Origin of the sequence: Rhodococcoides corynebacterioides NBRC 14404 (assembly GCF_001894765.1) — a bacterium.
GTDB lineage: Bacteria > Actinomycetota > Actinomycetes > Mycobacteriales > Mycobacteriaceae > Rhodococcoides > Rhodococcoides corynebacterioides.
Genome location: NZ_BCWV01000003.1, coordinates 750,323 through 776,060, shown reverse-complemented (window position 1 = coordinate 776,060; position 25,738 = coordinate 750,323). Strand labels below are relative to the sequence as shown.

21 protein-coding genes are annotated in these 25,738 nt (G+C 68.9%); 6 read left to right on the top strand and 15 right to left on the bottom strand.

All coding sequences use genetic code 11. The features are described 5' to 3' along the window. Positions 1-18: 18 nt before the first annotated feature. A complete protein-coding gene (locus tag RC2_RS08925) occupies positions 19-648 on the bottom strand; it encodes a DUF4190 domain-containing protein (RefSeq protein WP_068144226.1) in 630 nt (209 codons plus the stop codon). 133 nt (positions 649-781) lie between these two features. Here RC2_RS08925 and RC2_RS08920 point away from each other — a divergent pair, with 133 nt between their 5' ends. From RC2_RS08920 to RC2_RS08905, 4 genes are all read left to right on the top strand, one after another. Continuing rightward, a complete protein-coding gene (locus RC2_RS08920; protein ID WP_068144228.1) occupies positions 782-1,591 on the top strand; it encodes an alpha/beta fold hydrolase in 810 nt (269 codons plus the stop codon). Positions 1,592-1,647: 56 nt separating this feature from the next. Then, positions 1,648-2,043, top strand: a complete 396-nt coding sequence (locus tag RC2_RS08915) for an OsmC family protein (RefSeq protein WP_068144231.1) — start codon at positions 1,648-1,650, stop codon at positions 2,041-2,043. Positions 2,044-2,143: 100 nt separating this feature from the next. Then, complete coding sequence (gene lon / locus RC2_RS08910; protein WP_068144235.1) at positions 2,144-4,459, top strand: endopeptidase La; 2,316 nt, start codon at positions 2,144-2,146, stop codon at positions 4,457-4,459. 40 nt (positions 4,460-4,499) lie between these two features. Then, positions 4,500-6,368, top strand: a complete 1,869-nt coding sequence (locus RC2_RS08905; RefSeq protein WP_068144268.1) for an ABC transporter ATP-binding protein — start codon at positions 4,500-4,502, stop codon at positions 6,366-6,368. 4 nt (positions 6,369-6,372) lie between these two features. Here the strand turns inward: RC2_RS08905 and RC2_RS08900 are convergent, their stop codons facing one another. Both RC2_RS08900 and RC2_RS08895 read right to left on the bottom strand, forming a co-directional pair. Beyond that, positions 6,373-7,581 carry a lipase family protein gene (locus tag RC2_RS08900; RefSeq protein WP_371828661.1) on the bottom strand — a complete coding sequence of 403 codons (1,209 nt, stop codon included), beginning with the start codon at positions 7,579-7,581 and terminating at the stop codon, positions 6,373-6,375. Between the two features lie 219 nt (positions 7,582-7,800). Beyond that, positions 7,801-10,098 carry an ATP-dependent DNA ligase gene (locus tag RC2_RS08895; protein WP_068144269.1) on the bottom strand — a complete coding sequence of 766 codons (2,298 nt, stop codon included), beginning with the start codon at positions 10,096-10,098 and terminating at the stop codon, positions 7,801-7,803. A 131-nt stretch (positions 10,099-10,229) separates the two neighbouring features. Between RC2_RS08895 and RC2_RS08890 the strand changes: the two genes are divergently transcribed. Beyond that, complete coding sequence (locus RC2_RS08890) at positions 10,230-10,658, top strand: type II toxin-antitoxin system Rv0910 family toxin (RefSeq protein ID WP_068144238.1); 429 nt, start codon at positions 10,230-10,232, stop codon at positions 10,656-10,658. On the opposite strand, the gene RC2_RS08885 is transcribed toward RC2_RS08890, so the two are convergent. The 4 genes from RC2_RS08885 to RC2_RS08870 all read right to left on the bottom strand — a co-directional run bounded on the left by RC2_RS08885 (position 10,655) and on the right by RC2_RS08870 (position 14,262). Beyond that, a complete protein-coding gene (locus tag RC2_RS08885; RefSeq protein WP_068144241.1) occupies positions 10,655-11,089 on the bottom strand; it encodes a hypothetical protein in 435 nt (144 codons plus the stop codon). The two genes, RC2_RS08890 and RC2_RS08885, sit on opposite strands and share 4 nt — an antisense overlap. Then, positions 11,082-11,462 carry a hypothetical protein gene (locus RC2_RS08880; protein ID WP_068144243.1) on the bottom strand — a complete coding sequence of 127 codons (381 nt, stop codon included), beginning with the start codon at positions 11,460-11,462 and terminating at the stop codon, positions 11,082-11,084. The genes RC2_RS08885 and RC2_RS08880 overlap by 8 nt, the downstream gene beginning before the upstream one ends. A gap of 77 nt (positions 11,463-11,539) precedes the next feature. Next, complete coding sequence (locus tag RC2_RS08875; protein ID WP_068144245.1) at positions 11,540-12,145, bottom strand: lipocalin family protein; 606 nt, start codon at positions 12,143-12,145, stop codon at positions 11,540-11,542. Next, positions 12,142-14,262, bottom strand: a complete 2,121-nt coding sequence (locus tag RC2_RS08870; protein ID WP_245811049.1) for an MMPL family transporter — start codon at positions 14,260-14,262, stop codon at positions 12,142-12,144. Before RC2_RS08870 ends, RC2_RS08875 begins: the two co-directional genes overlap by 4 nt. Before the next feature lie 138 nt (positions 14,263-14,400). Here RC2_RS08870 and RC2_RS08865 point away from each other — a divergent pair, with 138 nt between their 5' ends. After that, complete coding sequence (locus RC2_RS08865; protein ID WP_068144273.1) at positions 14,401-14,892, top strand: MarR family winged helix-turn-helix transcriptional regulator; 492 nt, start codon at positions 14,401-14,403, stop codon at positions 14,890-14,892. 472 nt (positions 14,893-15,364) lie between these two features. Here RC2_RS08865 and RC2_RS08860 read toward each other — a convergent pair whose 3' ends face one another. The 8 genes from RC2_RS08860 to RC2_RS08825 all read right to left on the bottom strand — a co-directional run bounded on the left by RC2_RS08860 (position 15,365) and on the right by RC2_RS08825 (position 25,682). Beyond that, the gene (locus RC2_RS08860) at positions 15,365-15,586 is read right to left on the bottom strand and encodes a hypothetical protein (RefSeq protein WP_068144246.1); all 222 of its coding nucleotides are present in this window, start codon (positions 15,584-15,586) and stop codon (positions 15,365-15,367) included. A gap of 404 nt (positions 15,587-15,990) precedes the next feature. Beyond that, on the bottom strand, positions 15,991-16,872 hold the full coding sequence (locus tag RC2_RS08855) for a hypothetical protein (RefSeq protein ID WP_082895310.1): 882 nt from the start codon (positions 16,870-16,872) through the stop codon (positions 15,991-15,993). A gap of 610 nt (positions 16,873-17,482) precedes the next feature. Beyond that, a complete protein-coding gene (gene thrC, locus RC2_RS08850) occupies positions 17,483-18,931 on the bottom strand; it encodes a threonine synthase (RefSeq protein ID WP_068144249.1) in 1,449 nt (482 codons plus the stop codon). Between the two features lie 51 nt (positions 18,932-18,982). Then, positions 18,983-19,786, bottom strand: coding sequence for a DNA-formamidopyrimidine glycosylase family protein (locus tag RC2_RS08845; protein ID WP_068144252.1), 804 nt, complete (start codon positions 19,784-19,786; stop codon positions 18,983-18,985). Positions 19,787-19,788: 2 nt separating this feature from the next. Next, positions 19,789-20,892 (bottom strand): spore photoproduct lyase family protein, encoded by a 1,104-nt coding sequence (locus tag RC2_RS08840; RefSeq protein WP_068144255.1) that lies wholly within the window; start codon positions 20,890-20,892, stop codon positions 19,789-19,791. An 8-nt stretch (positions 20,893-20,900) separates the two neighbouring features. Next, positions 20,901-21,959: an adenylate/guanylate cyclase domain-containing protein gene (locus tag RC2_RS08835; RefSeq protein WP_068144257.1), complete on the bottom strand. Its 1,059-nt coding sequence runs from the start codon at positions 21,957-21,959 to the stop codon at positions 20,901-20,903. Continuing rightward, positions 21,949-23,397 (bottom strand): HAD-IB family hydrolase, encoded by a 1,449-nt coding sequence (locus RC2_RS08830; protein ID WP_245811029.1) that lies wholly within the window; start codon positions 23,395-23,397, stop codon positions 21,949-21,951. The genes RC2_RS08835 and RC2_RS08830 overlap by 11 nt, the downstream gene beginning before the upstream one ends. After that, positions 23,394-25,682, bottom strand: a complete 2,289-nt coding sequence (locus RC2_RS08825; protein WP_068144259.1) for a glycerol-3-phosphate 1-O-acyltransferase — start codon at positions 25,680-25,682, stop codon at positions 23,394-23,396. Before RC2_RS08825 ends, RC2_RS08830 begins: the two co-directional genes overlap by 4 nt. Positions 25,683-25,738: the final 56 nt, after the last annotated feature.

Sequence of the window (25,738 nt, the reverse complement as noted above, 5' to 3'; positions counted from 1 at the left end):
CGTCACGGGTGGCTCGTCCTACGGAGACGGCGTGATGGTCACCGAGAAGCGATCCTCCAGGTTCGAGGTGAAATCCTGCTGGCACTGCTCGATCGCGGCCTGGTCGCCGCCGGCATTCGAGAGGCAGTCGGTGAGATCCTGTCCGCCGACCTCGTTGAACACCCACACCGACAGCGCGATGAACACCGCGCCGGCGATGATGCCCAGGATGCCGAAGACGAGGCCGGTGGTGGCGACACCCTTGTTGGTCGCTTCGAGGCGCTTCGCGCGGTTTCGTCCGACGATGCCGAGGATCACGGCCACGATGCCGAGCAGGATGCCGAAGCCGAACGTCCAGAACGCCAGCACCGAGATGATGCCCAGAATCAGCGCGGCGATACCCATGCCGTTCTTCGGGCTCGCCGGGGGCTGCTGCTGGTAGCCGCCCGAGTACTGCGGGGCGGACTCGTACTGCCCGCCTTGCGGGCCGGAGCCGTACTGCCCGCCGGGCGGGGGTGGGTACTGACCGCCGTACTGCCCGCCCTGCGGGCTGGAGCCGTACTGCCCGCCCTGCGGGCTGGAGCCGTACTGCCCGGGGGGTGGGTACTGGCCCGGGTCGCGGGGCGTGTCGTCGGGGCCGGGCTGGCCCGGGTACTGGGGACCGGTCATGGCTCTCCTCGGGGTCGAGCCGGGATCCGTCACGTCTCGGCTGGTGCTCGCGACTGTAATCGGACACCGGACCGCAACAGGGGAGGCGTGACCGCACCGTTATCGCGCAGCGGGATTCGGGTACGGGGTAACGATGAGCACCGTGACGGCCGGCGACGGCACCACCCTCCACTACACGGAACAGGGAGAGGGGAGACCTCTGATCCTGCTGCACGGGTGGGGATTCAGCGGCGAGTACTTCTCCGGCGTGGTGCCGGGCCTCGCCGAGCATGCCCGGGTGATCGCGGTCGATCTCCGCGCCCACGGACGGTCGGAGGACCCGGGTCACGGCTATCGCGTGTCCCGCCTCGCCGCCGACCTGCGCGACCTGATCGTTGCCCTCGACCTGCACGAGGTCACCGTGCTCGGCTGGTCGCTCGGGTGTCCGGTGATCTGGAGCTACCAGGAGTTGTTCGGCACCGACCGCCTGCGGCAGGCCGTCTACGTCGCCCAGACGCCCAAGCAGTACCGCGCACCCGACTGGACGCTCGCGCACAACTCGATCTTCGACGACGCCACTCTCGCCGCGGTGCAGGGACGGGTCACGTACGACCGGGCTGCCTTCGATCGGGAGCAACTCGACGAGATCACCGCGACGGACCTGCCCGACGACCGAGCGGACGTCCTGTTCGACGAGATGTCGCGCATGGCGTCGTCGGCCCGCAACGCGGTGATGGCCGATCACACGCACCACGACTGGCGTGATTTGCTGCCCGGGCTCACCCTGCCGTCGTTGGTCGTCGTGGGACGTCACGATCGCGCATTCCCGTGGGAGGCGGCACGATTCGTGGCGGACACAGTGCCGAACGCCCGGTTCGAGCTGTTCGAGAACAGTTCCCACGCCGTCTTCCTGGACGAGCCGGAGAAGTTCGTGTCGGTGGTCGTCGACTTCCTCACCTCCTGACGCCCGCCGCCACCGAGGAGGGTTTGCCAGCGGCCGCGGGCGGACACCCGACAGGCATGAGCCAGGACCTGTACACCGCCACCGTCACCGCGACCGACGGATCCGTCACCTCGACCGACGACGTCTTGACCCTCGACGTGCACGAGCCCACCGATCTCGGTGGTCCCGGCGGTGCCACGAACCCCGAGCAGCTCATGGCGGCCGCGCTGTCGTCCTGCCTCCTCGAATCGCTCCGCATCGCCGTCGGCACCGCGGGCGGCAGTCTCGACGGTGCGTCGGTCGAGGGAGCGGTGACCCTCGCGGCCGCCGACGGTGCGGGGTACGACGCGACCTACCGGTTGTCGGTCACGTTGCCGGGAGTCGAGAACGCGGGTGACGTTCTCGAACAGGCGCGCTCGATCTGCCCGTTCCTGAAGTCCGTCACCGGAGTCGACGTCGCGCTGACCAGCTGATCAGAGGCGGTCCTTACGCCCCCAGCGAACGGGGGTCCAGTGGGGAACAGGGCGGTCGGCCCCGAGGTTGAGCCGAGCACGCTGAACCCTGGAGGCCCCCATGAGCGAACCCACTCGCTTGCCCGTGCTTTTCCTCGACGATCCCGTGGTACTGCCCGGCATGGTGGTGCCCGTCGAACTGGACGACGCCGCCCGCGCCGCCATCGATGCCGCTCGCACGTCGGCGGACGGCAAGCTGCTCGTCGCACCGCGGCTCGACGATCGCTATCCCGCGTACGGCGTGGTCGCGACCATCGTGCAGGTCGGCCGCCTCGCGACCGGAGCGCCGGCGGCCGTGCTCGAGGCTCGCACACGGGCGCACCTCGGCGCCGGCGTGAGTGGGCCGGGCACCGCGTTGTGGGTCGAGGCGGAGATCGTCGCCGCCGACGAGCCCTCCGACGCCGTGCGCGCGTCGGCCGCGGAGTACAAGAAGCTCGTGCTGGCTCTCCTACAGCGTCGCGAGGCGTGGCAGGCCATCGACTCGGTCACCAAGCTCACCGATCCCTCCGCGCTCGCCGACACCGCCGGCTACGCGTCGTGGCTGACCGACGTGCAGAAGCGGGAATTGCTCGAAACCCCCGACGTCGCAACCCGTTTGGCCACGCTCATCCGGTGGACCACCGATCACCTCGCCGAGATGGAGGTGACCGACAAGATCGCCGGCGACGTGCGCGAGGGCATGGAGAAGACGCAGAAGGACTTCCTGCTGCGCCAACAACTCGCCGCCATCCGCAAGGAGCTGGGCGAGACCGAGCCCGACGGTGCGGACGATTACCGCACGCGCGTCGAGTCCGCCCCGCTGCCGGACGCGGTGCGGTCGGCCGCGCTGCGCGAGGTGGAGCGGCTGGAGCGTTCGAGCGACCAGAGCCCCGAAACCGGTTGGATTCGAACGTGGTTGGACACCGTCCTCGGTCTGCCCTGGTCGGTCGTCACGGACGACACCACCGACACCGAGTCCGCGCGCGCGGTGCTCGACGCCGACCACCACGGCCTCGACGACGTCAAGGACCGCATCGTCGAACACCTCGCCGTCCGGGCCCGTCGTGCGTCTCGCGGGCTGTCGGTGGTGGGTGGTCGTGGTTCCGGCGCCGTCATGGTGCTGGCCGGACCTCCCGGCGTCGGCAAGACCTCGCTCGGCGAATCCGTGGCCCGAGCCCTGGGCCGGACCTTCGTCCGCGTCGCGCTCGGTGGCGTCCGCGACGAAGCCGAGATCCGTGGTCACCGTCGGACGTACGTCGGTGCGCTGCCCGGCCGGATCGTGCGGGCGATCGCGGAGGCGGGTTCGATGAACCCCGTCGTGCTGCTCGACGAGATCGACAAGGTGGGGTCCGATGTTCGCGGCGACCCGGCCGCCGCACTCCTCGAGGTGCTGGACCCGGCGCAGAACCACACGTTCCGCGATCACTATCTCGATCTGGACCTCGACCTGTCGGACGTGCTGTTCCTCGCGACCGCCAACGTGGTCGAGCAGATCCCGGCGGCCCTGATCGACCGTATGGAGCTGGTCACGGTCGACGGCTACACCGAGGACGACAAGGTGGCGATCGCACGGGACTACCTGGTGCCGCGTCAGCTGGACCGCGCCGCGATGACCGGCGACGACGTGCAGTTCACGGAGGCCGCTCTCCGCCGCATCGCCGCCGAGTACACCCGCGAGCCGGGCGTGCGGCAGGTCGAGCGGCTGGTCGCGAAGACGCTGCGGAAGATCGCGGCGGCGGAGACCGGCCCGGTCACCGTCGATGCGGACGATCTCACGGCCTACCTGGGCCGACCCCGCTTCACCCCGGAGGCGCACGAGCGCACCGAGGTGCCCGGCGTCGCCACGGGACTGGCCGTGACCGGCCTCGGTGGCGACGTCCTCTTCGTGGAGGCGAGCAGCACCGGAGCGGAGCCGGGTCTCACGCTCACCGGCCAGCTCGGTGACGTGATGAAGGAGTCCGCGCAGATCGCCCTGTCCTACGTACGGGCGCACGCCGAGCAGCTCGGGGTGGACCCCGTGACGCTCGACCGCGCGATCCACGTGCACGTCCCTGCCGGCGCGGTACCCAAGGACGGACCGTCCGCGGGAGTCACGTTGGTCACCGCCCTGGTGTCGATGGCGACGGGGCGACCCGTGCGCTCGGACGTCGGCATGACCGGTGAGGTCTCGCTGAACGGCCGCGTGCTGCCGATCGGCGGGGTGAAGCAGAAGCTGCTCGCCGCCCAGCGCGCGGGGCTGAGCACGGTGTTCGTGCCGATCCGCAACGAGCCCGATCTCGACGACGTGCCCACGGACGTCCTGGACGCCCTCGACGTCCGTCCGATGTCGGACGTGGCGGATATCGTCGCGGCTGCGCTGGAGCCGGTGGCGTCAGCGGCCGAGACCCCGGCGGCGTGAGCGGGTACCCGGTGCGGTCGGACGAGTGGAGGAGCGCGTCGTGAGCATGGAATCGGTGGCGTACAGCCAGATGTATCGCGGCATGCACACGCCGGATGCGCGGCCGGTCTCCCGCGTCACCCTGCGCCGGATCCTGGTGTTCGCCCGCCCGCTGCGGGGCCTGCTGATCGGGTTCCTGATCCTCAGCGTGGTGTCGGCGGCGCTGGCCGTGGCGACGCCCATCCTCGCCGGCCGAGTGGTCGACGGGATCGTGCGCGGGGTGGCCTTCGAGACCGTGCTGATCCTCGCGGTCGTCATCGCCCTCGTCGCGGTGCTCGACGCGGCCAGCGGTCTGGCCAACCGCTGGCTGTCGTCGCGGATCGGGGAGAACCTCATCCTCGACCTGCGTACCCGGGTCTTCGACCACGTGCAGCGGATGCCGATCGCGTTCTTCACGCGCACCCGGACGGGCGCCCTGGTCTCCCGGCTGAACAACGACGTCATCGGCGCGCAGCGCGCGTTCAGCGGCACGTTGTCCGGTGTGGTCAGCAACGTCGTGACGCTGCTGCTGACGCTGGTCGTCATGATCGGGATCTCGTGGCAGATCACCCTGCTGGCGTTGATCCTGCTTCCGGTCTTCGTGATCCCGGCCCGGCGGATGGGCGCGAAACTCGCGACGCTGCAGCGCGAAGCGGCGGGCCACAACGCGGCGATGTCGACGCAGATGACCGAGCGGTTCTCGGCGCCCGGCGCCACGCTGATCAAACTGTTCGGCCGACCCGATCACGAGTCGCAGGAGTTCGCGACGCGGGCCGGCCGAGTCCGGGACATCGGCGTACGCACCGCGATGGTGCAGACCACCTTCGTCACCGCCCTGACCCTGGTCTCGGCTCTGGCGCTCGCCCTCGTCTACGGGCTGGGCGGCTTCTACGCGCTGCGCGGCACCCTCGACGCGGGGTCGGTGGTCACCATGTCCCTCCTGCTCACGCGCCTCTACGCGCCGTTGACCGCGCTCGCGAGTGCGCGGGTCGACATCATGAGTGCGGTGGTCAGCTTCGAGCGGGTCTTCGAGATCCTCGACCTCGAGCCCCTGATCGCGGACGCGCCGGACGCCCGCCCGGTGCCGGACGGGCCGGTCACGGTCGAGTTCGACGACGTCCGGTTCGCCTATCCGTCGGCCGACAAGGTGTCGCTGGCCTCGCTCGAGGACGTGGCGGTGCTCGATTCCCGTGGTGGTGAGGAGGTGCTGCACGGCATCTCGTTCCGCGCCGAGCCCGGGCACATGGTGGCCCTCGTGGGCTCGTCCGGTGCCGGGAAGTCGACCATCGCGCAGTTGGTCTCACGCCTGTACGACGTCGACGGCGGCGCGGTGCGTCTCGCCGGCGTGGACGTTCGCGACCTCACGGCCGAGTCCGTCCGCGCCACGGTGGGCATGGTCACGCAGGACGGGCACCTGTTCCACGAGACCCTGCGCGCCAACCTGACGCTGGCACGCCCCGAGGCGACCGACGAGGAGGTCTGGTCCGCACTCGAGCGCGCCCGCCTCGGGGAGCTGGTGCGATCCCTGCCCGACGGTCTGGAAACCGTCGTCGGCGAGCGCGGCTACCGCTTCTCCGGCGGCGAGCGTCAGCGCGTGACCATCGCGCGTCTGCTGCTCGCGCATCCACAGGTGGTGGTGCTGGACGAGGCGACCGCGTCGCTGGACTCCACCTCGGAGGCCGCGGTGCAGGACGCGCTGGCCGAGGCCCTGGACGGACGCACCTCGCTCGTCATCGCCCACCGGCTCTCGACCATCCGCGCGGCAGACCTGATCCTGGTGATCGAGGACGGACAGGTGGTCGAACGCGGGACCCACGTGGAGTTGCTGGCGACCTCCGGCCGCTACGCCGAGCTGTATCGGACGCAGTTCGACGAGCCCGTCCGCACCTGACCGATCAGCAGGTGCTGGGCGCGGGCAGCCCGGCGAAGCGGTCGTTCAGCCACTGCAGCGCTGCGGGGAGGCCGAGCAGGGCCGCCGACAGGTGGTCCGGGCTCGGCGTCAGCAGGGTCTGCACCGGGGTGCCGGCTGCGCAGTACCGCCTGGTCGAGTTGTCGATCGCGTCCACCGGGATCAGCACATCGGTGGGGCTGTGCCACTCGAAGATCGGCGCTCGCGGGATGCCGGGGTAGAGCTCGAGGCTGTTCTCCTCCACCACGCGCCGACCCTCGGGGTCCTGGAACACGGACCGGTTGGCGGTGATCTCCGCGGCACTGTGGTTCGCGCCGACGGCGAGGATGTCGTTGGTGCAGGAGTTGGCCACCTGGTTCATCATCGCGGTGCCCTGCGGCGTCAGGTTCTCCGAGACCGGCATCCGATCCGGGTACTCCCGCCCCAGGCCGATGGCGGCGGCGAGGACGAGGCCGAACGCGGGGTGCGGCGTGTCCTCGCCGAGCAGGTAGCCCATCTTCACCAGGTTCATCGGCACCCCACCCTGGGCGCTGCCCACGATGTTCAGCTCGGGGGCGTAGGACGGCGCGAGCGCCGCGGCCCAGGCGGTGGCCATGCCGCCGCCGGAGTAGCCGGCCATGGCGACCGGGCTGTTGCGCAGCTGCAGCGGGTCGAAGTTCTTGGCGGCGCGGATGCCGTCGAGGGTGAGCTGGCCGCCGAGCTTGGCCGCGCCGTAGGCGCTGGTGGGGCCCAGATGATCGGTCATGGCGACCGACCACCCGCGCTGGAACACGACGTTCAGCGCTGCCGCGTCACGGATGACGACGTTGGGGTCGGTGGAGTAGAGGGCCTGCGACGGCGCGCACTTCAGCCCGAGAGCGTTGACGATCTGCTGGTAGGACAGCAGGGGCCCGTCCGGCGCCTTGACGACCGGCACGAAGACCGTGGTCACGCCGACGATGGGCTTGCCCTCGCTGGCCGTGCTGCGGAACGCGAGCTGCCAGGTGTTCACCCCGATGAAGTTGGGCGGGTTGGGTACCTGCCGCGCCGCCAGCACCGTACCGGGGGCGACTCCGGAGATGTCGCCGCCGGCGGAGTAGAACGGGTCGGCGTTGGGGATGGGGTACTGCGCCCCCGCGGACGCCGAACCGGGTAGACCGACGGCGACCAGTGCGGCCGCGACGGCGACGAGAAACGAACGACGAATTGTGCCCACGGTGATACCACTCCCTACGAACCGACCGTGCGGTTGTCGGTGCCGATGGTGGCACATCGGTCCTCGGGCCCGTAATGGTCCCGAAAAACCGACGCCCCCCGTGCCGTGCGAGCACAGCAACCGGCACCCCGCTCCGTATCCGAACCGTAACCATGCGCGCGAACACCGGCAATCGAATGCGCGGGTGTTGTGAACGGTCCCGGGTAGCCCCCGGTGGGGTCAGGACTCCCGCACCACGTCGTCGGGATTCTTGTCCTCGCGCAGCCCGCGCCAACTGGGGTGACGCAACGACCCACCCTCGGTCCACTCGAAGAACCGCACCTCGCCGACGAGGACGGGTTCGGTCCAGGTCGCGTCCTTGCGATCCACGGTCGGCAGCGGACGATCGAACGGTGAGTCCTCCCGCACCAGTGGGCGCAACCGGTCGAGCAGGTCGGCACGGGCGCGCTCGGTGAATCCCGTCCCCACCCGGCCCACGTACCGCAGCCCGTCGCCGTCGGGGACCCCGAGCAGGAGGGAGCCGATGCTGCCGGTCCGCCCGCCCTGTCCGGCACGCCACCCGCCGATCACCACCTCCTGCGTCCGCCAGTTCTTCACCTTGATCCACGCGGTGCTGCGCCGGCCGACCTCGTAGACGGAATCGCGGCGCTTGGCGACGATGCCTTCCCACCCCCGTCGTTCGCTCTCGGCCAGCGCGCCCGCCGGGGTGCCGGCCATCAGCGGCGACACCGTCGCCGATTCGAGGCCGGTGAGGAGCAGCTCGAGAATGCGGCGTCGGTCGGCGAACTTCTTGCCGGTGAGGTCGGTGCCGTCGAGATGGAGGATGTCGAAGCAGATGTACTGGACGTCGTCGGGATGGGCGTCCTGCAGGAGTTCGAAACTGGTGACGCCGTCCTCCCGGTACGCGACGGCTTCCCCGTCGAGCACCACCCGGTGGTCGGCGAGGTCCGCCGCCAACGCCGTGATGCCCGCGTAGCGACGGGTGAGGTCCTGTCCCGTGCGGCTCTCGAGCACGGCCTCGCCCCGGTCGAACGTGGCCACCACGCGCACGCCGTCCCACTTGCCCTCGAAGGACCACTGATCCGCGTCGAGCGCGTCGAGCTCACCGGTGGTCGCGAGCATGGGACGAACCCGGGTGGGCAGCGCCGCGTCGCCCTGCGGGATGCCCGACGCGGTCGTCTTGGTCCGGCGGACCAGCCACTGATCGCCCCCGGTCCGGATCAGGGCGTACCGGCCGGAGACGCGCTGGCCGGCCAGGGTGACGATCACCTCGTCGTCCCGCCACTTCTCGGTCGTGTAGGTGCCGTGATCCCAGACGGTGACCTCGCCACCGCCGTACTCGCCCGACGGGATCGTGCCCTCGAAGGTGGCGTAGTCGAGGGGGTGATCCTCGGTGTGGACGGCGAGGTGGTTCGTCGCGGTGTCGGCGGGCAGGTTCTTCGGTACCGCCCACGAGACGAGCACGCCGTCGCGTTCGAGTCGGAAGTCGTAGTGCAGCCGACGGGCGTGGTGTTCCTGGATGACGAAGGTCGTGGTCGCGGAGGCGGATTCCGGCGCCGAACCGGTCGGGACGGGCTCGGGTGTGCGCGACGTGGTGCGTTTACCGCGGTACGGCCCCAACCGGTCGGAGGTGCCCCCGGGCACGGCGGCGTCGAGATCCGCCAGCAGATCGCCGTCGCGGTGCAGGCGATCGATCACCTCGCCGAACGCGAGTTGGGTCAGCCCGCCGCCCTCGATCTCCTCCCAGGTCCGAGGGGCGGCCACGGTCGGCCGGCTGCGTCCGCGCAGCGAGTACGGCGCGATGGTGGTCTTCTTGCCGTTGTTCTGACTCCAGTCGAGGAACACCTTGCCGGGCCGGAGCGCCTTGGACATCGACGCCGTCACGAGGTCCGGCATCGTGCCCTCCAGCAGCGTCGCCACGCGCTTGGCGACGGTCGACGCGCCCGCCGAGGTGACCGGCTTCTCCAGCGGCACGTAGAGGTGAATTCCCTTGCTGCCGCTGGTGAGGGGGAAGGCGGTCAGTCCGATGTCGGTGACCATGGCCCGGACCGCGCACGCGACCGTCGCACACGTGTCGAGGTCGACGTCGTCACCGGGGTCGAGGTCGAACACGATGCGGGTGGCCTTGCCCTGCTCGTCCCGATCGAAGGTCCACTGCGGGACGTGCGCCTCGAGCGCCGCCTGCTGCCCCAGCCACGCGAGGTCGGCGTGGCCGTGGAACACCGGGTACACCACGACGCGGTCCGAATGATGAATGCGGCGGCGGTCCAACCAGTCCGGAGCCGACGCGGCGAGGTTCTTCTCGAAGAAGGCCGGGTGCTCGACGCCGTTCGGCCACCGTTTGCGGGTGACGGGTCGGCCGGCCAGATGCGGCAGCATGGCGTCGGCCACGGCGAGGTAGTAGTCGATCACCTCGGCCTTGGTGGTGCCGGTCTGGGGATACAGGATCTTGTCCGGATTCGTGAAGGTCAGCGTGTGCCCGTCGATCTCGCGACGCGTCGACCCGGCGGGTGGCATGCGCTCCACCCTAGGCGGGGGCGCCTCGGTGAGCCGTGGGACGGTTGTGGCGAGTCCTCCGTGGGTACAGGTGGACTCGATCCGGACCGGTGACCCGGGTTCGGGCACGACGAGTGGGAGCGAGGATCCGCGTGGCGGGAGTGAACGTGTCGGTGGAATCGACGATGACACCGGACGAGGCCTGGGCGCGGGCGTCGGACCTGTCGGGGTTCGACGACTGGATGACCATCTTCGGCGGATGGCGCAGCCCGATTCCCACGACGCTGCACGAGGGCGTGACGGTCGATTCCCTGATCAAGGTCAAGGGTTTCCGCAACGTCATCACCTGGACCATCGCCGAGTACGACAAGCCGCACGAGATCGCCCTGCTCGGCACCGGGAAGGGCGGGGTCAAGATCGATCTGCGCATGCTGGTGGCGCCGAAGGACGCGGGGTCGACGTTCACCCTCGAGGCGAACTTCCGCGGTGGACTGCTCAGCGGTCCGATCGGCACCGTCGTGGCCAAGGTGCTCGAATCCGACGTGCGGGACTCGGTGACCAACCTGGCCAAGCTGGGTTAGCCGCCGACGCGCTCGGTGCGCCGCAGCCACCAGAGCGCGGCGATGGGCAGGACCACCGGCACGAAGAGGTAGCCGGACCCGAAGTGCGACCAGACCGTCGGCTCCGGGAACTCCTGCGGCACGGCGTAACTGGCGATCGAGACGGCCACGACGCCGACCAGCTCGACCACGCACGAGATCGTGGCGATCCGCCGGGAGACGACCGAGGCGCGGGCCAGACAGACGGTTCCGACGATGTAGACCACCGCGGCGAACGCCGACAGCAGGAAGGCGATCGGGGCCGCGTCGAATCGCGTCGCGATCTGCACTGCGGACCGGGACGTCGCGGCGACGGAGAAGATCGCGTAGAGGGCGATGAGGATGCGACCCGGCCCCGACCGCGTCGTGGCCGCCAGGGTTGCGCGGGTGTCGTCGGTGTGGGCGTCAGGCATGGCCGTTCCAGATCTGGGTCAGTCGCAGCACCATGACCGCGAGCGTGAGGGTGACGACGACGAGGACGGCGGTACCGCCGCGGCTGCGATCGCCGAGCGACCACCAGACCCCGAGGGGCAGCAGCAGTGTCAGCCCGATCAGGTAGGCGCCGAAGGTCACGGCGTGGACCTGGTGATCGGTCACCGCGAGGCTGACGAAGCCGACGACGGCCTGCACGATCACGAGCAGTTCGATGCCGACGAGGAAACGGAAGAAGACGCGGTCGCTGCGGTGCGCCAGCAGCAGCGGCTTGTCGCGGACGATCTTCACCGTCGCCCACCCCGCGGCGACGAGGGGAAGCACGTAGAGCGCGACCGTGATGGGTGTGAGCATGGTGAGCCCAGTTTATCGGCGCACGGGGGCCGTCGACCGCCGCGGTGACGCGAGCCACCGCGGCGGTCCTCGGTGCGTCAGACGGTGCAGAGCGGACGGATCTCGTTCGAGCCCTCGGTGGTGGGCGAGGTGAGCACCAGGCAGGCGTTGTAACCGCGGCTCTCGACCACGCGCCGGATCTCCTGCCACTTCTCCGTGCTCACCTGCGGGGAGCGCGAGAGGACGAAGCCCGACGTGCGGAACGGATCGCCGACCAGGGCCCACGAGTAGTCGTCGGCGATGTAGGTGACGATGTAGTTGGTGGGGCCGTCCGGGTTGTCCTGCGTGGGGACGCCGGGGAAGCTCACGTGCAGCTGCGCCTGAGTGACCGGGTCGTTGACGCGCGCGTTGCCGAGGATCTCGTTGCGGCCGCCGTCCCAGCGGGTGCAGGTGTTCTGCACGCGCACGTTCGCCGGGTCGAGCAGCTGGTAGTTCGCCTTGGTGTCCTTCGCGCAGTTCAGGTTGAACGGCTGCGGCACGGCGGCGAGCTGCCACCAGTCGCCGGTGTAGCGCTCGATGTCGAGCTTCTGGATCGGCTGCAGCGGCTCCCACAGCGGCTGGGCGGAGGCGGCGCCGCTGCCGGCCAGTGCGGCTCCGGTGGCGAGGGCGAGAGCAGCGGCGGCTCGGGCGAACGTGCGCTTCATCGATGAGCTCCTTCGTGAGTGGGTGTCCGTGGATCTTCGGGTGTCGATGGTTCTTCGGATTCGGGGTCGAGCGCGGTCGGCCACCAGATGCGGGGACCCACCAGCGTGAACAGCGCCGGGATGACGACGGTCCGGACGACGAAGGTGTCGAGCAGGATGCCGATGCCGACGATGATGCCCAGCTGGGTGAGCAGGATGAGCGGCAGCACGCCGAGCACGGCGAACACGGCGGCGAGCACGATGCCCGCGCTGGTGATGACCGCACCCGTCGAGGCGACCGCGCGCACGATGCCGGTCCGGGTGCCGTGCTGCGGCGTCTCCTCCCGCGCACGGGTGACCAGGAAGATCGTGTAGTCGACGCCCAGCGCGACGAGGAACAGGAACGCGAACAGCGGGACGTTGTCGCCCAGGGCCGGGAAGCCGAACACGGTCTGGCTGGCCCAACTGCCCACGCCCAGCGCGGCGACGGTGCTGAGCACCGTGGTGGCCACCAGGATCAGCGGCGCGGCCACCGAGCGCAGCAGCAGGAACAGGACGGCGAGCACCACGGCGAGGATCACCGGGATGATCACCAGGCGGTCCCGCTGCGCGGCGTCGGCGGTGTCGAGCGCCTCGGCGTCGCTGCCGCCCACGACGGCGTCGGCGTTCGGGACGGCGGAGAGTTCGCCGCGCACGGCCCGGACGGCGTCGAACGCGGCATCGGAGGCCGGCTCACCGTCCAGGACGACGGACCACTCGGTGAGCCCGGTGGTCGACGCGGCCGACTCGGTCGCCGAGACCACGCCGGGGGCCGCGTCCAGTGCGTCCTGAACGGCGGGGGCGGCGTCGGTCCGCGCGATGACCACGGTCGGATCGGACCGACCGGCGGGGAAGTGTTCGGCGAGGGTGTCGATGCCGGTCACGGCCTCGGCCTCGACGCGGAACTGCTGGGTCTGCGACAGCCCCACGCTGGTGCCGATCAGCCCGAGCGCGCAGACGGCGAGGGCGACGATGGAGACGACGGCCGTGCGGCCGGGGCGACGGCTCACCCCGGAGGCGATGCGGAAGAAGACGCCCTTGTCGGTCGGCTCGGGATCACCGACGCGGGGGACGAACGGCCAGAACAGCTTTCGCCCGAACAGGGCCAGCAACGGGGGGAGCACGAACAGGACGAAGATCGCGGCGACCACCAGTCCGGCCGCGGCCAGTCCGCCGAGACTCCGTGTGCTGGGCAGGGTGCCGAGCAGCAGGGTCAGCAGCGCGAGCACCACGGTGGCGTTGCTGGCGAGGATCGCCGGGCCGGCGCGGCGCACGGCCAGGCGTAGCGCGACGCGATGGTCGGCCTCGCGGCGCAGTTCCTCGCGGTAGCGGGAGATGAGCAGCAGGGCGTAGTTGGTGCCGGCGCCGAACACCAGCACGCTGGTGATGCCCGACGTGCTGCCGTCGAACGACAGCCCGGTCAGCTCGGCGACGGCCGTGCCGACCGACGACGCCACGCGGTCACCGAATCCGATGACGGCCAACGGAATCAGCCACAGGACGGGCGAGCGGTAGGTGACGATCAGCAGGACGGCCACGACCAGGGCGGTGACGCCCAGGAGGACGAAGTTGGCGCCCGAGAACGAGTTCGCGATGTCGGCGCCGAAGGCCGGCCCACCGGTGACCTGGAGGACGAGGTCGGCGGGCGCACCGTCACGGGCGGCGTCGCGCAGCTCGGTCACGGTGTCGGACAGGCCGAGTCCGGTCTCCGCCGTCGACAGTTGCACCGGGGCGATGGCCGCCTGGCCGTCGGGCGACGGAATCACCGGCGCTGCCGGGGAATCGGCGTCGAGGCCGCGGTCGACGGTGAGCATGCGACCGCGTGCCTCGTCGACGGCCGCGAGGTCCTGCGGGGTGAGCGCTCCGCCGTCCGCGCGGGTGGCCACGAGGATGGTCGACGCGACGTCGGCGTCGGGGAACTGCTCGAGCACTGCGCTCGCCCGGGCCGATTCCGCGTCGGTGGGGACCGAGCTGGGGGAGCTCTCGGCGGCGTCGTTGGCCCCCACGCCGCCGACCAGTCCGATGGCCGCGATGGTGACGATCAGCGCCACGATCCAGGATCGGCGCGAGGAGACCAGAGCGGAGACGCGGCTCCACAGCGACGACGGGGACGACGGGGACGACGAGTCGGCGGGTGCGGTCGATGCGCTCACGGCGACAACTATCTCAGTTTTTTGATGATTCAGCAACTGAGATACTTGAGCGCGAGTAGTCTGACTCCGGTCGAAGGAGTGTCGATGTCAGCCCAGGACGGCCGTCCTACCCCCGAGCGGGCCGAGCTCGAGTCCCGCATCGCATCGGACGTGCGCGCGATGACCGCCGAGTCCGATCGTCTCGGTCGAGTATTCGGAGCCCAGCACAGCCTGAGTGCCAACGACTTCCGAGCGCTGCTGCACATCATGGTCGCCGACGTCGGCGGTCGGCCCGTGTCCCCGGGTGAGCTCGGCTCCGTCCTCGGGCTGTCCTCGGCCGCCATGACCTACCTCGTCGAGCGCATGATCACGTCCGGCCACATCCGCCGCGAACCGGACACCCGCGATCGACGCCGGGTCATCCTGCGGTACGACGAGCCCGGCATGGAGGTGGCACGCGAGTTCTTCGGTCCGCTCGGCGTGCACGTCCGGACGGCCATGGCCGACCTGCCCGACGCCGACCTCGACGCCGCCCACCGTGTCTTCGGCGCCCTCACCGCCGCGATGGCGGCCTACCACCGTGACATCGCCGGCTGACGCCAGGTAGAAGCGGCTAGCTGTATTGGCCGGGGACGTTTGGACTGCGTTGCGACGACAACAGACAGGCGGGCGTATTGGTGTCGGTGTGGGATACCCACAGCTGCACCGACAGCTGGGAAGCCTTCTTGGCATCACCAACTTCGCGGACAAATCGGCCAACCGGTACCGGGTTTGCAAGGAGGAACAAACGAACGTGACGGGGCTTAGGCGCGCCATTATGGGAACAACCCGACACGAAAGGACGCGGTCATACGAAGTTCGAGGCCAAGGAGGTACTAGCGCTGGTGGGCGACAAGCTTGGGGCACGAACAGCGTTCACGCATCAGTAAAGCGCACGCTTCGGTCGGAGGCACATTAGGAGTGACTAACGGCTTCGCCGCAAACCCGGAACTAGCGCGGATCGCAGGCTTCGAGGGTGGCCGCATTTAGAACGACGGTCGACGAAGAAATTGACAAATTCATAACGATTTTACATGGAAGAGAATGCAATCAGCAGCTGAACGCCTCGCACGATCGAAGCCGCGGATACACCCAGCGTTACGAACAGTAGCAACAGGCCCTGCCAGCTATGCTTGGCAAGTTTGACCGGCCACGAGCGGTCTCGGCGCGTGATCACCAAACCGATGACGTTCCAGATATAGAGGAACCCAAGGATTGGAGCCACGAACCACATGAACGCCTGACCAAGCATGCGGGTATCGTACCTCGACATCACCAGGCTGCTTGCGGTGCAGACTTACAAAGAGCAACTATTCAGGTTGTTCTCCTGCTCTCGCTCACAAATGTACGTCAAAAAACTCAAAATGACGTTTAGTCGTTCAACCTATTGGCCGCCATCCATGCGATCGCGCGGCCTACTGAACGTGTCTGTACGGGCCAGTTGGCGCTCATGCGGAGGGCTGAGATGCTCGTATCTTGGCTTCTCGCATCGACGACTATTGCATAGGCATGCCGCGAATATGTCGCCATCTTGACTGACTGGGCTAACGCCAGCTCCGCTGTCGAAGGCATGCTGCGGTTCTTCCTGCATGCGTTGCAGTAGTCGTGTGTGTCCACTCCGGCCTACGACCATCCTCTCGTGCCGGGGCCTGCCTGCTACCTGCGAGCGCCCAGTGCAGCCTCAACTGTGACCGCGAAACCAAAGTACAAATGACCCAGGCTCAGCATCGAACTGAGGACGCAGTACTTGTAGAATTGCTCCATCTGGCCGTCCGCCGTCAGTTCGGCAAGCGCTTCTCGCCTTTTCCCCCAGTGAAGTGTGTCGCCGTAATTGAAATCACGAATCAGCCTGCTAGGATTAATGTTTGAAAATGTGAGAGGTGGTCGCTTGTCGATTTCTTTGTGAGCTACCAATTTACGCGATATGTATGTTTCCAACATCTGTTTGCTGATTTCCTTGCGTGCCTGCATCCATGCAGAAAGTACGACATTTCCGCGCGCGATGCGCGAGCTAGTCTCGCTTTGCAGAGTCTTGTTGAGGAGTTTGAAGGCCTTGTCGAACGAAGCCTCATCTCCGTCGTTGTTGATGAGCCTGAAAGTAGCGGACGCCGCAGTGAATGCCTCCTCGCTCGGTAGCGTGGCGGATATGTAGGTCTCATCATGCTGAGTAGTAATAGAGAGCGAGCCGAGCTTTTCGTTGAAAACAGAGTACTTCGCGAGTCGACGGCAGTAGGCCACGTACTGCTTCAGAAGCGCCCGCTCATGATCGGACAACGTCAGCGCTGGGAAGTCCGCAGGACTTGGAAGTTTGAAAGCGTATGTCAGCTGCTGCCAGTGATAGCTGAAAGCGTCCAAGTTGTTTGCTTCGTCACGCAGGGGGATAGGGAAGATCAGGTCTTCCGGCAATGCAGCATCATGCAGCGGCATGGACTTCAACGTGTACCTGCCGGTGTAGAGATCCACCCGACGCGCGACTATGCGGTGCATGATCGCGAATTCTCCGTAGTCGAAGCTCGCGAAGGTTGTCTTGTAAGGCACCGGTTCATAGCCCGGTCCGTACTTTTCGCGGATCCAGGCTTGTGCGTTTCCGGTCCCCCACGGTTGAGTGTGACTGTGAAACAACGAGGCCTCCAGATGCGTCTTAAGCGAAGAAAAAGACGTCCGTAGTGCAGAGCGCTAAGGAATTCAGGTTAGTTAAGCGGCGGCATACGGGCAAGTCAATGGTTGGTCGAGCAACGACGCCACCGCCGTCTTGATCGGGGCGTCATCGAGAATAGACCCACATCATCTACGGGCCCGCTTATCCACTGCACCTGTTTGGACTCGACCCTGGCGCTGGCGTGCGAGCCGCCGCTGCATTTCTCCGTTAAGGCGGATGTGCGGGCGCAGACCTGCTAGATATCGTAGGTGTGGCAATGATTTTGGCCACTAGTTTGAGACCATGCCCTCGTTGGGGTCACTGTTCGGTGTACAGGAGCACGGGCGGAGATTCCGGAGCCTTTCGGAATCTAATTTAGCGGAGCCCTGTATTTGTGGACACCGTGGCAACAGTGCGGCGGCGCTCCTCAGGCTTTCCAACGGTCCGCGGGCAATCTTCACTGCCAAAATCGAACCTCGTAGTCAGAAGCGCTACAGCCGCGAAGAACAACTAGCGTCCGGTGTGCTCCGCGATGACCGCCTTCACGCGGTCCGCGTCCGCCGGGACCACGTCGAACTTCTGCGGTAGATCCTCGATGCCCTCGAACGCCGCCGGCCGCTCCGGCTCGCGGCCGAGCGCCTCGCGGACGATGTCGGCGAACTTCGCCGGCAGCGCCGTCTCGAGCACGATCATCGGCACGCCCGCGGTGAGGTGGCGCCGCGCGACGGTGACGCCGTCGGCGGTGTGCGGATCGATCGCCACCCCGTAGCGCTCGTGCACGTCGCGGATGGTCTCGACGCGGTTGCCGTGCGTGCTCTTGCCCGAGGCGAACCCGAAATCGCCTGCGATGCGGTCGAACTCGGGGGTGCCGGTGAAGTCGAAGCCGCCCTCGGTGTCGAGGCGGGAGAACAGCTCGCCCAGCCGGGCGGCGTCTCGATCGACCAGGTCGTAGAGGAAGCGCTCGAAGTTCGAGGCCTTCGAGATGTCCATGCTCGGGCTCGACGTGTGGTGGGTCTCGGCGGCCGACCGCGGACGGTAGACGCCGGTGCGGAAGAACTCGTCGAGCACGTCGTTCTCGTTGGTGGCGACGACGAGGCGGTCGATCGGCAGGCCCATGCACCGCGCGATGTGTCCCGCGCAGACGTTGCCGAAGTTGCCCGACGGGACGGAGAACGACACCCGCTGCCCCGGTCCGTCGGTGGCGAGCAACCAGCCGTGCACGTAGTAGACGACCTGCGCGACGACGCGCGCCCAGTTGATCGAGTTCACCGTGCCGATGGCGTGGTGCGCCTTGAACTCCGCGTCGCGCGAGACCGCCTTGACGATGTCCTGGCAGTCGTCGAAGTTGCCCTCGACCGCGAGGTTGACGATGTTCTCGTCCTGCAGGCTGAACATCTGCGCCCGCTGGAAGCTGCTCATCCGACCGTGCGGGCTCAGCATGACCACGCGGATACCGCGCTTGCCACGCATCGCGTGTTCGGCGGCGCTGCCGGTGTCCCCCGACGTCGCACCCAGGATGTTCAGGTCGGCGTCGTCGCGCGCCAGCGTGTACTCGAAGAGGTTGCCGATCAGCTGCATCGCCATGTCCTTGAAGGCGAGCGTCGGTCCGTTGGACAGACCCAGCAGGTGCAGCGGCGCGCCCTGCTCCTCGCCGAGGGTGCGCAGCGGGGTGATGAGGGAGGTGTCGTCACCGGGGCGGCCGTTGCAGTAGATCTCGGCGGTGTAGGTCCGCCGGGTGATGTCGCGCAGCGCGTCCTCGGGAATGTCGTCGACGAACTTCCGCAGCACCTCGTAGGCGAGATCGGCGTAGGAGAGCGACCGCCACGACTCGAGCTCGTCCGTCGTCAGCTGCGGGTACTCGGCGGGCAGGTAGAGCCCGCCGTCGGGGGCCAGGCCGCCGAGCAGGATGTCCGAGAAGTGCTGGGGCACGTCGTGGCCCCGCGTGGACTGATACTGCATCACTGTCTTCCTGGTCGACGGCCGATACGGCAGTCAACCTATCACCGCACGTCAGGGCCGGTCCGGGCCCGGTTGGCAGTGCGGGCACCACCAGGTCCGACGACGTTCGGGGTCGCCGGGCACCTCGGCCATCACGCGGATGGTGGTGCCGCAGCGCAGGCAGGGTCTGCCGGCCCGTCCGGCCACCCAGTGCTGCCGGCCGGGGCGGGTGTCGCCGGTGGTCACCTGCATCGCGCCGGGCACGGTCGCGGAGTGCCGCATGGTCTTCCGGGTGAGGGCGACCAGTCGATCGGCGTCGACCTCCGACGCGGGAACCCAGGGGCCGAGGCCGCGGAGGAAACACAGTTCGTTGGCCCACAGGTTGCCCGGCCCGGCCATGACGCGCTGATCGAGCAGCACCGCGATCACCGGCCGCGGATCCGCGCGGACGTTCGCCGCGGCGAGCTCGGCGTCGAAGTCGTCGTGCAGTGGATCCGGGCCGAGATACGCGAGCTCGCGGGCGGCGTCGGGCGTGGTCATGAGCTGCACGACGGGCAGTGTGATGCCGTACGCGGTCGGCCCGTCGGCGACGCCGAGCTCCACCCGCACGTCGGGGGCGAGCCGGCGCGGGAGGCGTCGGTCGGGCCGGGTCACGGTCCACGAGCCGGTCATCTTCAGGTGGGTGTGCAGGGTGAGGCCGTCGTCGAGGTCGGTGAGCAGGTGCTTGCCGACGGTGCGATGCCCGAGCACCGTCCGACCCGACAGGTCGGCGGTCGCGTGGGCGGGGACGTTCAGGCGCCCGACGGCGAGTCGCTGCCCGTCGAGGGCGGGCCGGAGCCGACGCGCGAGCGCGAAGACGGTGTCCCCTTCCGGCACGGCTAGGTCCAGTAGAGCAGCTGCGCCGACGGCACCACCCGCTCGAGTTCGGCGGTGAACCACGAGCGCATCTCGGCCATCACGTCCTTCGGGTAGACGTACTTGACCCCGCCGAACTTGGACCGCTTGGCGCTGCGCGCGTCCTCGTCCATCTCGAGCTTGGTCGCCGGGTACCAGCCGAGCAGCACGTCCTTGCTCGCGGGCGTGAAGCGGTGCGTGATGATCTCGGCGGTCAGATCGAGATCGGGGACGTCCGCGACGGCGTCGGCCAGGTCGGCGAGCAACCGTCCGTACTGCTCGCGCCAGCCGGGAATCGGCATGATCGGGGCGATGGTCACGCCCACCGGGTACCCCGCGCGGGCCAGGGTGCGCAGCGCCGCGAGTCGAGCCGGCATCCGGGCGGTGCCGCCCTCGAACCGGTGGGCGACGTCGGCCGCGTTGACCGAGAACCGCACCCGCGTACGCCCGCCGTGGTCCAGCGCGGCGAGCTCGGTGACGTCGTCGAACTTGGTGGTGAAGCGGATCGACGCGTCGTCGCCGAACTCGCCGGCGCCGACCCGCGCGATCGCGGCGGCCAGCGACCCCGTGACCCGCTCGATGCCCAACGGGTCGGTGTAGCAGGACATCTCGAAGGTGGTGCCCTCGTGCGCGCGCTCGGCGGTGCCGGACGTGACCGACCCCCGGCCGACGTGCGACGCGATCGGCGCCAGCACCTCGTCGAGGTTGGCGTAGACGCGGGTGATCGGCGGTCCCGACAACGAGCCCGCGAGGTAGCAGTACTGACAGTGCGCGGGGCAGCCCTTGGCCAGGTCGATGCGCCAGTCCGCACTCGGCGGAATCGGTTGGGGCTTACGGGCACTCGGCGGGGCGACGACGACGGCCAGGGTCGACTTCGCCCGCGCGTACACCTCGCGGTCGGACCCGGCACGCAGCCCGGTGATCCGGTCGCCCGGCAGCATCGTCACGTCGTCGACGCCCGCGGCCGCGCAGCGTCGCAGGATCTCGGCGGTGTGCGGCAGGTCGGCGGCGGACGCCGTGACGACGACGTGCTTCGGCGTCCAGAGGCGGGTAGCCTGGACCAGGCCGGTCGCCGGGGAGGGAGTCATTGCCCCGGTCAACGCCCGGAGTCGCTCGATCCTTCCCGGTCACCGCCGTGATCGCGGTTGCGTCGCAGGGCGAAGGTGCGCAGTTTGTGGAAGCCGCGCACCCGCAGCGGACGCAGCGATTTGAGGTAGAACTCGTCGACGTCCGTGAGCGCCTCGGCCGTGTGCTCGTCGACCAGCACGGTGCCGGGATGGGCGTTGCTCGTCAGGCGGGCGGCGATGTTGACCACCGAGCCGTACAGGTCGCCGAACCGGGCCAGCGCGGGTCCCAGCGCGATGCCCACCCGCAGCGCCGGCACGTCGTCACGGTCGGCGAACGCCTCGTGGAGCCGCAACGCGATCCGCGCCGCGTCGACGGGGTCGGCGCACTGGAACATCACCTCGTCACCGACGTTCTTGACCACCGACCCGTGCCCGCGCGCGATGACCTCGCCGGCCACCGACTCGAACTCCTCGAGCAACGACGTCAGCTCGTCGACGTCGAGGCGGCGCGTGAGCGAGGTGTAGCCGACCATGTCGGCGAACCCCACGGCCAGCGTCCGACGGTTGTCCGGCGAGCCGTCGATGTCCAACGATCGCCCGGCGACCGCCGCGACGTGGCGGCGCCACACGTAGTTCTGCAGCATCTCGAGCGTCGGAACGGTCTCCGCGGCCAATTCCCGCGCATCGTGTCGGATCCCGTCCGGATCGCTCTCGCCGCCCGCGGCCTCGTCCTCGCGAATGCGTGCCGCGATGTACGCGTTGACCACGCCCACCTGCCATTCCGCGAGCCGGGACATCGACTGACCGAGCGTGCGCGCGACGGCCAGCTCCATCGACTCCTCGACGACGTTCCGGTCCACCAACGTCGTCAGCGCACGGAGCGCCTCGACGTCGGCGTCGGTGTACATCACCGCGTCCGGGTCCGGATTCACGGGGAAGCCCATCGCGACCCACAGGCGTCGGGCGCGGTCGAGGTCGACGCCGGCGCGCCGGGCCACCTCGTCGCGGGTGTACGACGCCGAGGACCCGAGGAGGGCATCCTCGACCCGGCGGCGGGTGGCGTCGGCGGTGTCGGTGCTATCGGACATGGCCGAGCGTCCGCTCGTAGAACTCGCGGACCTCGGCGATGTGATCGTCGAGAGTGTCGGGGGTCCAGTCGTCCGTGGGAACCGGTGCGCCCACGGTCACCGTCACCTTCCCGGGGTGCGCCGTGAAGGCGGATCGGAACATCACGTCGCCCGCGCCCTCGAGCACCAGCGGAACGACCGGCACGCCCGCCTCCATCGCGAGGTGGAAGGCGCCCTTCTTGAATCGGCCCAGGCGGGAGGTCGGCATCCGCGTGCCCTCGGGCGCGATGGCGACCGAGGTGCCGCTCTTCAACTTGTCGATGGCCGGCTTGATCGCGTCCCGGGCCTGCGCTCCGTTCGCCCGATCGACGTAGGCGACGTCGAACAACGCGCCGAGGGGAGCGAACCGGGGGTCGCGCGCCAGTTCCTTCTTGGCGACGGCGGTGATGTCGCGACGCAGCACCCGGGCGACGACGATCATGTCCATCGTCGACTGGTGGTTGAAGAGGAACACCGCGGGCCGATGCGACCAGGCGTTGGCTTCGTCGATCACCTCCACCTCGATGCCCGTCAGGGCCAACGCCAGTTCGGGCGCCACGGAGTTGGTGATGTTGGCGCCCACGCGGCGGGACCCGCTCAGCAGGCCGAGCGTGGCACCCAGCCCGGCACTCGCCAGCACGGAACCGAGGGCGGCGACGCTGCGCACGGTCGAGGTGACGTCGACCCCCGTCGTCGGCTTCTGCAGTCGGACGCGGGCCCAGCCGCGGTCACGGGCGGTGCGGTCGAGGTCACCGTCGGGATTGAGGGCGACGGGAATGCCCACCGTCTCGAGCATCGGCACGTCCTCGGCGCCGTTCGAGTAACCGAAACAGCCGGCGAGGTCGACCTTCTCGCCCGCCGCCCAGTCCTCGATACCCGCGGCCTTGCGCGGACCCCAGAGCGACAGACCGTCGAGAGAGCCGGTGAGCACACCGTCCTCCCCGATCTCGGGATGGGTGCAGACGAGGGCGTCGAATCCGAGGTCCTCGGCGACCGGCGTCGCCTGGTACGGCGTGGCCGACGTGGAGAGCACGATGCGGTGCCCCCGCGCCTTGTGCGCGGCGATCAACGTGCGCACCTGCGGGAAGATCTGCGACGCGATCTCCGACCGGAACAGCAGGTAGGCCTGCTCCATCAGCTCCTCGTGCGTCTTGCCGGCGAGAGCGCGCACGGCCTTGTCCATGAGGTTGTCCACGGTGGTGCCGCGCAGCCGCATCTCGACGACGGCACTGCTGATGTCCCACAGCTCGAACAGGTCGACGTCGAAGCGGCGCAGGCGCTCTTTGAAGACCGCCGTGGCCGAGTATCCGTCGATCACGGTGCCGTCGAAGTCGAAGAACGCGACCACCTCCGGGCCCTCGGGGGCCGCGGCGACGAGGTCGAGCAGATCGGTCAGGGACTGGGCCGGGCGAGAGGTCACCGTGATTCTCCGGATCGGTCGGCGGCGGTCGGGTGGTCGGCGAGCGGGGAGTCGGCGGCACCCTCGTGCCCGGCGAGTCTGCGGTACACCATGGCTCTGATTCGACGCGACACCCGCCCCCAGGCGGCGATCTCCACCGCGAACTGCTCGCGGCGCTCCCGCACGTCCGATGCGTCGGAGTTCAGAATTCCCCGGTTGTCCGCCAATTGCAGTGCCGTGTCGAACAATTCGTTCGAGATGGCCTCGCTGTGATCGAGCTCCTGACGCAGCCGACGGGAGTGCGCGACACCGAGGCACTCGGTGAGGAACGCCGACTTGTCGAACTCCGCGTTCGGGTCGGCGAGCACCAGTCGGTCGGCCACCACCTGGTACGCCTCGAAGATCGGCTGCAGAACGCGATGGGCGAGGTGGAACGGCTGACGCTCGAGCGTGGCCACGGCGTAGCCCGGGGTGTCCAACCGGTCGCGCCAGCCCGGATCGATCAGGTCGACCTCGGCTTCCAGACGCGCGCCGAACTCCCGCTTGTCGCCGAAGAAGAACTCGAACTTGAGCAGGTCGCGCAATTCCAGCGCGGACCGCCACAGATCGTCGGCCCCGGCCACACCCTGCGGGCAGTCCTCGATGCGCAGCACCACCAGTTCGCCGATGGCGCGCATGACGAAGAAGTGAATGGTGTTGTTCCGAAAGAACGAGGCGACCAGGTGCTTGTCCTGCGCCAGCAGGTAGAGCGGCTCCGGGCCGTCGTCGAACCGCGTGACGACGCCGGCCGTCACCTGGGTGCGCAGCGCCGCCGTGACGACGGCGCGATCGGTCAGGTCCACCCCGCCGGCCGTCGGCAGTCCGCGCAGGCGGATGTAGTGCGCCAGCGGGTCGATCACCCCGCACATCTCGGCCATGTCGAGGGCCCGGTCCTCGGTGCCGAGCATCGCCATCGCCACCAGGGCGGCCGGCGTCACCGGGGTGGCCTCGTTGATGGCGTGCGAGACCGCCAGTGCGGCTCGCTGCACCGCCACGCGCTTGTCCTCGTGTTCCTCGAGGAAGGCGCGGACGGACATGGGCGTGCCGAACCGCAGGTACACCGTCCCGCGGATCTTGCCCTGCGCCCGCACGTAGTCGATGGCCATCTTGATGCCCTCGGCCTGCTTCTGCGCGCCGTGCATCTCCGCCGTCATGGCCCCGACCTCGTGCAGGCGGTCGTAGGTGATCGACGTGGGCACCAGGTACGCGTCGGCCGCGGTGCTGGTCTCGAGTGCGTCGACCAGATACGTGAGCAAGCCGAAGCGGGGCGGGCGCAGCTTGCCCGTCCGGGACCGACCTCCCTCGATGTACCACTCGAGGTTGAACTTCTTGCTCAGCAGGAAGCTCATGTACTGGCGCAGCGTCCACTTGTAGACGTCGTCGGAGAACTTCCGCTGGATCAGCACCACACCGCTGCGCTTGGCCAGCGGGCCGAGGGGCCAGAACCCGACGTTGATGCCGCCCATGACGTGGTTCAGGGGCAGACCCTGGTCGAGCAGCGCCGGCCGCAGCACCAGCGGATCGAGGTACGACCGGTGGTTCGGCAGGAAGACCAGGGGATAGGACTTGTCCAGTTCGCGCAGCGCAGCGAGGGACTCGTCGTCGACCTCCACGCGGTAGGCCCGCGAGAAGAACGCTCCGAGCTGTCCCCAGAGCTCCACCGCCTGCTTGTTCTCGGTGGCGACCATCTCGTCGAGGATCTTGTGCACCCGCGCGCGGACCTCGGCCAGCGGAGTGTTCACCGCCTTCGACAGCTCGGCCAGGTCGCGTCGGAACTGCGACCGCTCGGTCAGCTCCTCGACCACGAACCGCGGCACCTTGTACTCGTTGCCGATGATGTCGCGCTCGGCGCGGTCGAGGGTCAGGCTCGCCTGCCGTGCCACGTACGTCGACAACGACCGGCCGGCGGTCGACTCGAACCGGCGACGCAGGTCGCTCAGCGTCGCCGGCTCGCCGACGGCGACCCGGGCTTCACCCTTGCGGGGTCGGATCCAGCGGCGCAGGCCTCGCGACGGCGAGTCCGGTTTGGTGTGGACCACGCGCACCGGGGTGACCAACGGGTCGCCGTCGGTGAGGCCGTCGAGAACACGATCGAGCGCACGACCGGTCATCGGGACGGTGCGCGGATCCGCAACCCGGCTGTGCTTCTCGATCCACGCGCTCGCGATCTGCGCGTCCTCGTCGGTCACCGCGTCGACGAGGAAGAGTTGCTCCCGTGCCGCCGCCGTCGACGAGGACGTGTCGGACGGAGTCGTGTCCAGCGACATAACGTGCCTTCTCCCGGGAACGTGGCGGAGCCGCCCCGTCACGAGCACCGGGGCGC